6 protein-coding genes are annotated in these 9,721 nt (G+C 68.2%); 2 read left to right on the top strand and 4 right to left on the bottom strand.

The genetic code is table 11. From position 1 onward, the window contains the following. The first annotated feature begins 65 nt into the window (after positions 1-65). Positions 66-1,208 (top strand): pimeloyl-CoA dehydrogenase small subunit, encoded by a 1,143-nt coding sequence (pimD, locus tag ACOJTD_RS24155; RefSeq protein WP_420135389.1) that lies wholly within the window; start codon positions 66-68, stop codon positions 1,206-1,208. Positions 1,209-1,414: 206 nt separating this feature from the next. After that, the gene (locus tag ACOJTD_RS24150) at positions 1,415-2,188 is read left to right on the top strand and encodes an SDR family NAD(P)-dependent oxidoreductase (RefSeq protein ID WP_420135388.1); all 774 of its coding nucleotides are present in this window, start codon (positions 1,415-1,417) and stop codon (positions 2,186-2,188) included. Between the two features lie 128 nt (positions 2,189-2,316). Here ACOJTD_RS24150 and ACOJTD_RS24145 read toward each other — a convergent pair whose 3' ends face one another. The 4 genes from ACOJTD_RS24145 to ACOJTD_RS24130 are packed head-to-tail and all read right to left on the bottom strand — an operon-like array spanning position 2,317 to position 9,632. After that, positions 2,317-5,010, bottom strand: a complete 2,694-nt coding sequence (locus ACOJTD_RS24145) for a molybdopterin-dependent oxidoreductase (RefSeq protein ID WP_420135387.1) — start codon at positions 5,008-5,010, stop codon at positions 2,317-2,319. Continuing rightward, complete coding sequence (locus tag ACOJTD_RS24140; RefSeq protein WP_420135386.1) at positions 5,010-6,629, bottom strand: sulfite reductase subunit alpha; 1,620 nt, start codon at positions 6,627-6,629, stop codon at positions 5,010-5,012. The genes ACOJTD_RS24145 and ACOJTD_RS24140 overlap by 1 nt, the downstream gene beginning before the upstream one ends. Next, on the bottom strand, positions 6,626-8,392 hold the full coding sequence (locus ACOJTD_RS24135) for a NirA family protein (RefSeq protein ID WP_420135385.1): 1,767 nt from the start codon (positions 8,390-8,392) through the stop codon (positions 6,626-6,628). The genes ACOJTD_RS24140 and ACOJTD_RS24135 overlap by 4 nt, the downstream gene beginning before the upstream one ends. A 7-nt stretch (positions 8,393-8,399) precedes the next feature. Further along, positions 8,400-9,632: an NAD(P)/FAD-dependent oxidoreductase gene (locus ACOJTD_RS24130; protein WP_420135384.1), complete on the bottom strand. Its 1,233-nt coding sequence runs from the start codon at positions 9,630-9,632 to the stop codon at positions 8,400-8,402. Positions 9,633-9,721 lie beyond the last annotated feature (89 nt).

Raw genomic sequence — 9,721 nt, 5'->3', positions numbered from 1 at the left:
CCAACCCTCTCCCCGCAAGCGGGGAGAGGGAGCGCGGACACAGAATTTCTCAAGGAAGCATCACAATGGATTTTGATTTGTCGGAAGAGCAGCGGCTCCTCAAGGACAGCGTCGAGGGACTGCTGAAGTCCTCGTACGATTTCGACAGCCGCAAGAAGTACGCCAAGGAAAAGGGCGGCTGGAGCCGCGACGTCTGGGGCAAGTTCGCCGAGCAGGGTCTGCTCGGCCTGCCGTTCTCGGAAGAAGACGGCGGCTTCGGCGCCGGCGCGGTCGAGACCATGATCGTCATGGAAGCGCTCGGCCATTCGCTGGTGCTCGAGCCCTATCTGCCGACCGTGATCATCGCCGGCGGCTTCCTGCGCCGCGCCGGTTCGGCGGCGCAGAAGACCGCGCATCTGCCCGGCATCATCGACGGCAGCAAGACCTTCGCGTTCGCGCAGCTCGAGAAGAACTCGCGCTGGGATCTCGCCGACGTCACCACCACCGCCAAGAAGAAGGGCGATGGCTGGGTCATCGACGGCGAGAAATTCGTTGTGCTGAATGGCGAAGCCGCCGACACCCTGGTGGTCACCGCGCGCACCGCTGGCGGTCAGCGGGATCGCAGCGGCGTCGGCGTGTTCCTGGTACCGGCTGACGCCAAGGGCGTGTCGCGCAAGGGCTATCCGACCCAGGACGGCCAGCGCGCCGCTGATATCACTTTCACCGGCGTCGAGGTCGGCGCCGATGCGGCGATCGGCGATCCGGCGAACGGTCTGCCGCTGATCGAAGCGGTGGTCGACGACGCCCGCACCGCGCTGTGCGCCGAAGCGGTCGGCGCGATGGACGAGTCGCTCACCACCACGGTCGAGTACATCAAGACCCGCAAGCAGTTCGGCGTGCCGATCGGCAGCTTCCAGGTGCTGCAGCATCGCGCCGCCGACATGTTCGTCGCCACCGAACAGGCCCGCTCGATGGCGATGTTCGCCACCATGGCGGCCGAGTTCGACGACGCCAAGGAACGCGCCAACGCGATCTCGGCCGCGAAGGTGCAGATCGGCAAGTCCGGCAAGTTCGTCGGCCAGCAGTCGATCCAGCTGCACGGCGGCATCGGCATGACCATGGAAGCCAAGATCGGCCACTACTTCAAGCGGCTGACCATGATCGAGCAGACTTTTGGCGACACCGAGCACCACCTGACCCAAGTCAGCAACGGCGGCGGCCTGATCTGATCGTGCGCGCCTAAACCCGTGTCCCGGACGCGCTGCGGCATTCTTCATGCCGCTGCGCAGATCCGGGACCCCGGTTAGTTGCTTGCGATGCCTCTCAAGTAACCGGGGCCCCGGATCTGCAGCGCACCACGCCGCTGACGCGGCGCGCTGCGCAGCGTCCGGGGCACGCACTAATAAAACCAACAACAATCCCAGGGAGCCCCGCCATGACCGTCAATCCGTTCGATCTCACCGGCAAGGTCGCCGTCGTCACCGGATCGTCGCGGGGCATTGGGCGGGCGTCGGCGGAGCTGCTCGCCAAGCTCGGCGCCAAGGTGGTGGTGTCGAGCCGCAAGGCGGATGCCTGCGAGGAAGTCGCCGAGGGCATTCGCAAAGACGGCGGCGACGCGCACGTCATCGCCTGCAACATCTCGCGCAAGGCCGAGGTCGATGCGCTGATCGACGGCACCACCGCGAAATACGGCAAGGTCGACATCCTAGTCTGCAATGCCGCGGTGAACCCTTACTACGGCCCGCTGCTCGACATCACCGATGAAGCCTTCGACAAGATCATGAGCTCGAACGTCAAGAGCAACATCTGGCTGTGCGCCCGCGCGATGCCGCAGATGGCCGAGCGCGGCTCGGGCTCGGTGGTGATCATCTCGTCGATCGGTGGCCTGCGCGGTTCCACCGTGATCGGCGCCTACGGCCTCTCCAAAGCGGCCGACTTCGCGCTGTGCCGCAGCCTCGCCGGCGAGTACGGCCCCAAGGGTGTGCGCGTCAACGCCGTCGCGCCGGGCCTGGTCAAGACCGACTTCGCCCGCGCGCTGTGGGAAGACGAAGCCAACCTCAAGCGCCGCACCGCCGGCACCCCGCTCCGCCGCATCGGCGAACCCCACGAGATCGCCGGCGCCGTCGCGTACCTGGGCTCGGATGCCTCCACCTTCATGACCGGCCAGACCATCGTGATCGACGGCGGTGTGACGACCGCGTCGGTGTAGTTCGCTCCACAAACCTCTCGGTTGTCATTCCGGGGCGCTCGCGAAGCGAGCGAACCCGGTATCTCTCTTGGCCACAATGTCGGGATTCCGGTCTGCGCGCTCGCAGCGCGCATCCCGGAATGACGGCATCAGGCGGCGACGACCACCTTCGTCCCCGCCACGATCTTCCGCAGCTCCGGCAGACACGAGCCGCAATTCGTGCCGGCACGCAAACTCTTGCCGATCGCCTCGACGCTCACCGCCGCGCCGCTCGTGATCGCGTCGCGGATGGTGTGAAGTCCGACGCCGAAGCAGGCGCAGACGGTCGGGCCGGTGTCGGCGAGGCCGTCGGTGGAGCGGCCGGACAGCACGGCGCGGCGCTGCGGGGCGGGCAGCGCCTCGGCCTCGAACAGCGCCTTCACCGCGTCCCATTGCGGAGCGGCCTCGGCCGGGCCGACGAACACGCAGCCGACCAGCCTGCCGTCTTCGAACGCTGCGGCCCGATAGCTCTGACGTGGCTCGTCGAGATATTCGGCGAGCTCGAGGCCGTCGCCGAACAGCGCCGCGGCTTGCGCGCGCCACTCGGCAGCCGACGCATTGCTGGCGAACAGCGCCGCCGCGCCACCCCGCACTGCGACCTTCGCCCACCAGCTTTCCGCCGGCAGCATTAGCGCGCCGCGCGCCAGCGCGAAGCCGCGCAGCGCGTAGCCGACCGGCGCGATCTCCGCCGGCGTTGCCTTGGCTTCGGGTTGCCCCGAGATCGGATCGGTGATCGGCGCCACCAGCGCGCCGACGCGTGCGGCCGCCGCGGCCTCGCCGCTCCAATGGATCGGCGCGAACAGCGTGCCGCGCTTCTGCCCGGCACTGATCATCACCTTGAGCACGCAGGCGCCATAACGCGTCGAGACGCGTGCAAAGCCGCCATCGATCAATCCAAGCTGCGCGGCGTCGTCGGGATGCACCTCGACGAACGGCTCCGGCAGATGCGCACCGAGCCGCGGGCTGAGGCCGCTGCGCGTCATGGTGTGCCACTGATCGCGGATGCGGCCGGTGTTGAGCACCAACGGGAACGCCGGCGAGGGCGCTTCGTGCACCGCGGGCAGCGCCGGCGCGATCAGCCGCGCCTTGCGGTCCGGCGTGTAGTACGCGCCCTCGGCGAAGAACCGCGAGTCAGCGAGCGGTGCGCCAGCGGGGGCTGGCCACTGCACCGGTTCGAGCGCGTGATACGCATCGTCGCTCAGCGTCGCCAGCGCGCCGATGTCGAAATCGCGGGTGCCGTCGTTCTCGAAGGCCGACAGCGCCGCGTGCTCGCGGAAGATGTCGGCGGCGGAGCGATAGGCGAAGGCGTCGGCAAAGCCCATGTGCTGCGCAACCTGGCTGACGATCCACCAGTCGGGCTTCGCCTCGCCGGGCAGTGGCAGGAAGGCGCGTTGCCGCGAGATTCGGCGCTCGGAATTGGTGACGGTGCCGTCCTTCTCGCCCCACGCCGCTGCCGGCAACAACACATGCGCGCCGGCGGCGACGGTGTCGTTGCTGATCACGTTCTCGGAGATCACCAGCAGGTCGAGCTTCTTCAATGCCTGCTGCACGAAGCCGGCACGCGGCAGCGACACGGCGGGGTTCGTTGCCATGATCCACAGCGCCTTGATCTCGCCGCGCTCGATGGCGTCGAACATCTGCACCGCCTTGAGCCCCTCGCGCTGCGCCATGCTCGGCGCGCGCCAGAACCGGCCGACGCGGTCGATCGACTCGGCGTCGAAGCCCATATGCGCGGCGAGCTGATTGGCGAGGCCGCCTACTTCGCGGCCGCCCATCGCGTTGGGCTGGCCGGTCAGCGAGAACGGTCCCATGCCGGGCCGACCGATCCGCCCGGTGGCGAGATGGCAGTTGATGATTGCGTTGACCTTGTCGGTGCCTTGGGCCGACTGGTTGACGCCCTGCGAGTAGCAGGTGACGACTTTTTCGGTACCGCGGAACAGCGCGAAAAACCGCGCGATGTCGGCCGCGTCGACGCCGGTCATCGCCGCCATGGCGGTGAGGTCCGGCGCGATCTCGTGGGCGCGGACCAGCGCTTCGGTGAAGCCAGTGGTGTGAGCGGCGAGGTAGTCGTAGTCGAGCCTCAGCGTGTCAGCGAGATGCACCAGCAGGCCGCTGAACAGCACGGTGTCCATGCCGGGCGCGACCGGCAGATGCAGATCGTCGTCTTCCACCGTTGCGGTGCGGCGCGGATCGATCACGACGATCCTGGCGCCTCGCGCGCGCTTGTTGGCGATGATGCGCTGATACAGAACCGGGTGGCACCACGCCGCGTTGGAGCCGACCAGCACGATCAGATCGGCCTCGTCGAGATCGGCGTAGCTGCCCGGCACGGTGTCGCTGCCGAAGGCGCGGCGATGGCCGGCGACGGAGGAGGCCATGCACAGCCGGGAATTGGTATCGACATTGGCCGAGCCAATGAATCCCTTCATCAGCTTGTTGGCGACGTAGTAATCCTCGGTGAGCAACTGGCCGGAAAGATAGAAGGCGACGGAGTCGGGGCCGTGCCTGGCGATGGTCTCGGCGAACCCCTTCGCCACTGTCGCAAGCGCTTCGTCCCACGACGTCCGCGCCATCGTCCCATCGACGCCGCGCTGCATCGGATGCAGCAGCCGGGTGTCGAGCGCCAGCGTTTCACCGAGCGCCGAGCCCTTCGAGCACAGCCGGCCGTAGTTGGCGGGATGCTCCAGATCGCCGCTGATCGCGGCGCCGCCGATTCCATCGGGCTTGGCGAGGACGCCGCAGCCGACGCCGCAATAGGCGCAGGTGGTGCGCACCGCCGGCGGGTGTTGGGCGGAAGCGTTCATCAGTAGACGTCCTGCTGATAGCGGCCGTGTTTCTTCAGGTCGGAGACGAAGGCGGTGGCTTCCGCCGGCGTGCGCGCGCCGTGCTGCGCGACGATGTCGACCAGCGCCAGCTCGACGTCCTTGGCCATCCGCTTGGCGTCGCCGCACACATAGATGTTGGCGCCCTCAGTCAGCCAGCTCCACAAATCGCGGCCGACCTCGCGCATGCGGTCCTGCACGTAGATCTTGTCGTTGCCGTCGCGTGACCACGCCAGCGACAGCCGCGTTAAGAGACCGCTGCGCTTCATCGCGTTGAGTTCGTCGTCGTAGAAGAAATCACAGGCGCTGCGCTGATGGCCGAAGAACAGCCAGTTCTTGCCGGGCGCCTGCACCGCCTGCCGCTCGTGCAGGAAGGCGCGGAACGGTGCGACGCCGGTGCCGGGGCCGATCATGATGATCGGCTGGTTTGGATCGGCGGGCAGCGCAAAGTTGTGCGCCTTCTGCACATAGACGCGGACGCTGTCACCCGGCGCGACGCGCTCGGCAAGGCCGGTGGAGCAGACGCCGAGCCGCTGCCGCTTGCCGACCTGATAGCGCACGCAATCGACCGTCAGCGACAGCCGGCCGGGGATCGGCTTCGGCGATGACGAGATCGAGTACAGCCGCGGCTGCAACGGATCGAGTGCCTCGACGAAGGCTTCCGGATCGGGCCGGATACCGGGAAACTTCTCCAGCGCCGCCAGCACGTCGAGCGTCGCGGCGTCGCCGTCGGGATCTTCGCCGTTCGCGAGCGCGCGCGCGGTCTTCCGCTTGTCGCCGCCGGTGATGTAGCTGATCAGCTGGAACAGCATATCGGGCGCCGGCGCCAGCGACACGGCGTCGGTGAGCACCGCGCGCAGCGTGCGATCGGCGATCGGAAATTCGCCGGGCGCGCCGAGTGCTTTAAGTACCAGCTCGACCAGCTTGGGGTCGTTGCTCGGAAACAGCCCGAAGGAATCGCCGACTTCGTAGGCGAGGCCGTCTTCGAGCTCGAACTCGATGTGCCAGGTTTCCTTCTCGGACGCGCCCTTGTTCAGCCGCCGGCGCGACAGCACCTTGGCGGTCGCCGGATTGTCGCGCGAGGTGCCGCGCGGTGGCAGCGCCGTCGCCGGCGCTGCTTCAGCCGTGGCGGCTGGCGGGGTCGCCGCCGCGGGCGCGCTGCCGCTCTGTTCGGCGAGCGTCTTGACCATGCGGGCCGTGTCCTTGCCGCCGGGGGCGCACAGGTTCAGCCGCGTCTCCTTGCCCTCGAAGATCGCCGCCGAGTAGTTGCGGCAATCGTAGCCGCATTGGCCGCAATCCTGCTGCGCCATCGCGGCCATCAGCTTCCAGCGCAGTGACTTGCCGTCGGCGAGCTGCATGCGCTCGCCGATCGGCAGCGTCTGGTCGTGCCACGGCGCACCGCCGTCGTCGTCCTCGGCGGCGGGCGCGGGGCCGCCGGCGAGCAGCGCCGCAGCCTGATCGGGCGACAGCGCGGTGACGCCGCTGCCATCGAGCGAGACGAGGCCGGCGAAGAAGCCATTGAGCCACGCCCGTTGTTCGTCGGAAAACGGCGCCGTGTCGGGGATCAGCAGTGGCAGTGGCGGCGGCATATTCTGGCTCATGCCGTGGTCTCCGGCGCAAGGGCGAACAATTGCTTCAGGGCGGCTTCGTCGTGGCGCCGTGTGAAGTCGAGGAAGGTTTCGGAAGGCGACTGCCGCTGCGCCAGATACACGCCCAGCATCCGCTCGATCACGCGCGGTGCATCCTCCTGCTTCACATCGCGCAGCACTTCGGTGCCGATCGCGGCGCGGTCGCCGAACGCGCCGCCGACGTGGATGTGGAAGCCGTTGACGCTGTCCTCATCCGAGATCGGCACGCGCGCGCCGATCAGGCCGATGTCGCCGATGTAATGCTGCGCGCAGGTGTTGTGGCAGCCGGTGACGTGGATGTTGATCGGCGTGTCGAGCGCCACCCGCGGCTCGCAATGCTGCGCGATCGCTTCGGCGGTCTCCTTGGTCTGCGCCGCGCCGAACCGGCAGCCGGTGGCGCCGGTGCAGGCGATCAGCCCGGCTCGGAGCGGCGTCGCCTCGATCGCGAGGCCGAGCGCGGTGACCGCGGCGGTCGCCTCGGCGATGCGCGCGTCGGTCACGCCGGAGATCAGCAGGTTCTGCCAAACGGTGAGGCGGATGTCGCCGTCGCCGAAGCTGCGCGCGATGGCGGCGAGCCCGCGCATCTGATCGGAGGTCAGCTTGCCGAGCGGCAGCCGGACGCCGATCCAGTTCAATCCGTTCTGCTTCTGCTTGTGCACGCCGATATGGGCGCTGCGATCCTGCGCCGGGCGCGGCTGCGCGGCGTCCGCTGCGACGCGAACCAGCGTACGCGCCAGCTTCGCCTCGACCAGCTTCAGGAATTCGTCGAAGCCGAACCGGTCGAGCACGTATTTCAGCCGCGACTTGTTTCGGTCGGTGCGATCACCGTGTTCGATGAAGACGCGGATGATCGCGTCCGACACCTCGGTCGCTTCATCCGGCCGCACAATCACGCCGGTGTCGCGGGCAAAGTCCTGGTGGCCGGTGTGGCCGCCGTGCGCGAGGCGAAACCACACGCCCGGTTCGACGCCAAAGCCGTCCGCGACGCTCAATGCCTGAAACGCAATGTCGTTGGTGTCCTCCAGCGTCGGGATCAGCCCGCCGCCGTCGAAGGCGACGTTAAATTTACGCGGCAGGCCATACAGCGCGCGCTCGTTGAGGATGTGGAAGTGCCACTCGCGCGCGTAGGGCCGCGTATCCAGCAGTTCCTGCGGATCGATGCCGGCCGTCGCGCTGCCGGTGACGTTGCGGATGTTGTCGGCGCCGGAGCCGCGCGCCCACAGGCCGAGGCTCTCGATGCCCTCGATCAGCGTCACCGCATTCTTCGGCTCGATCTCGCGCATCTGCAGATTGGCGCGGGTCGTCACGTGCGAATAACCGCCGGCGCAGTTATCGGCGATGTCGGCGAGGCCGGCCATCTGCCAAGAACTCAGCACGCCGTTGGGAATGCGCAGCCGGCACATATACGAACTCTGCGCCGGCGCGACGTAGAACAGGCCGTAGTAACGCCAGCGGAAATTGTCGGCCGGCTTCGGCGGCACATTGTCCTTGGCCTGCTGCTTCAGCCGGCGATAGGCGTCGAACGGATGCTCCTCGCGCTTCCACTTCTCCTGCTCGGCGAGCTTCTTGCCGGCGGCGGTGAAACGGTCCTGCGCGGCGAGGTGGATCGCGTCGGGGCCCGAGGGTTGCGCCGCGCCGGCCGCGGGCAGGGCGCCGCGCTGCGCCCGTGCGGCGGTGACGCCGGAGGCAAAACCTTCGAGATAGCGCTTCTGGTCGATCGTGAATTCGCTGCCCATCAGTCCCTCACGCCGCAACCGATTTGTCGGCGCGGGCGGCGAGCGCGCGGCCGAACATCATGTCGTTGCGGATGGTTTCGATCGATTTGCCGGAGCGGATCAGCTCGAGATACCAAAGCCCGTCGCTCGTATCGCCGAACAGCACGCAGCCGGTCAGTCGGCCGTCCTTGATCACCAGCTTGCGATAGCTGCCGAGCCCGGGATCGGTCATGGTGATGGCTTCGGAGCCTGCGCCGCCGAGGAAGTCGCCGGCCGAGAACAGATCGACGCCGGATACTTTGAGATTTGTCGCGAGCACCGAGCCGCGATACGCGCCGTCACCGCCGGACAGATGCGACGCCAGCGCGCGGGCCTGCTCGTAGGCCGGCTCGACCAGCCCGTAGCAGGCGCCGCGATGTTCGGCGCATTCGCCGATCGCGTAGATGCCGGGCAGGCTGGTCTGCAGCTGATCGTTCACCAGAATGCCGCGGCCGATCTCGATGCCGGCACCGCGCGCCAGCTCGACATTCGGCCGGATGCCGGCAGCGACGACGACGAGATCGGCCGGCAGCGTGCGGCCGTCCGCAAGCTGCACGGCTTCGACGCGGCCGTCGCCGCTGATCGCGGCGGTGTCGGCGTTGAGTTCGACGCTGATGCCCTTGCTCTCGACAGCGCGCTTCAGCATCGCCGCGGCGGTGGGATCGAGCTGGCGTTCCATCAGCCGGTCCATCAGGTGCACCACGGTGACCTGCGCGCCGGCCTTGGCGAGGCCGTAGGCGGCTTCGAGGCCGAGTAGTCCGCCGCCGATCACCACGGCGCGGGGTCCGCCGGATGCGGCGTCTTCGATCGCCGCGACGTCGGCGAGGTCGCGGAAGGTCAGCACGCCGGGCAGGTCCATGCCCTTGACGTTGAGGCGGATCGGCTTCGAGCCGGTGGCGATCACCAGCTTGGAAAACGGCAGCGTCGCGCCGGTGGCGAGCCGCACGCGGCGGATGCTCGCGTCGATTGCGGTGGCGGCGGCGCTCTGGCCATACAGCAGCGTGACGCCGCGGTCGCGCCACCACTGCGCCGGCCGGAGCTCGATCTCGGCCTTCGACACTTCGCGCGCCAGCACCGACGACAGCAGCACGCGATTATACGCCAGCCGGGGCTCGTCGCCGATCACCGCGATCGCGTAGCGGCCGAGCGAATGCTTGGCGAGCTCCTCGACCAGCCGCACCGCCGCCATGCCGTTGCCGATGATGACGAGGGGCTCGCTCATTGGCGCGCCTTATGCTGCAGGAGAGCGAAAGCGCCGCGGCCTTGTTCACCCTCCCCTTGAGGGGGAGGGTCGGCACGCAGCCCGCATAG

Source organism: Rhodopseudomonas sp. (genome assembly GCF_048594845.1).
Lineage (GTDB): Bacteria > Pseudomonadota > Alphaproteobacteria > Rhizobiales > Xanthobacteraceae > Rhodopseudomonas.
The sequence above is the reverse complement of the archived record's forward strand: the minus strand, read 5'-3'. Positions and strand labels throughout refer to the sequence as shown.

Bases quoted from the DNA above. Each gene is read 5' to 3' on its own strand.
- pimD (WP_420135389.1), top strand. From the start codon at position 66: ATGGATTTTGATTTGTCGGAAGAGCAGCGGCTCCTCAAGGACAGCGTC.
- ACOJTD_RS24150 (WP_420135388.1), top strand. From the start codon at position 1,415: ATGACCGTCAATCCGTTCGATCTCACCGGCAAGGTCGCCGTCGTCACC.
- ACOJTD_RS24145 (WP_420135387.1), bottom strand. From the start codon at position 5,010: ATGAACGCTTCCGCCCAACACCCGCCGGCGGTGCGCACCACCTGCGCC.
- ACOJTD_RS24140 (WP_420135386.1), bottom strand. From the start codon at position 6,629: ATGAGCCAGAATATGCCGCCGCCACTGCCACTGCTGATCCCCGACACG.
- ACOJTD_RS24135 (WP_420135385.1), bottom strand. From the start codon at position 8,392: ATGGGCAGCGAATTCACGATCGACCAGAAGCGCTATCTCGAAGGTTTT.
- ACOJTD_RS24130 (WP_420135384.1), bottom strand. From the start codon at position 9,632: ATGAGCGAGCCCCTCGTCATCATCGGCAACGGCATGGCGGCGGTGCGG.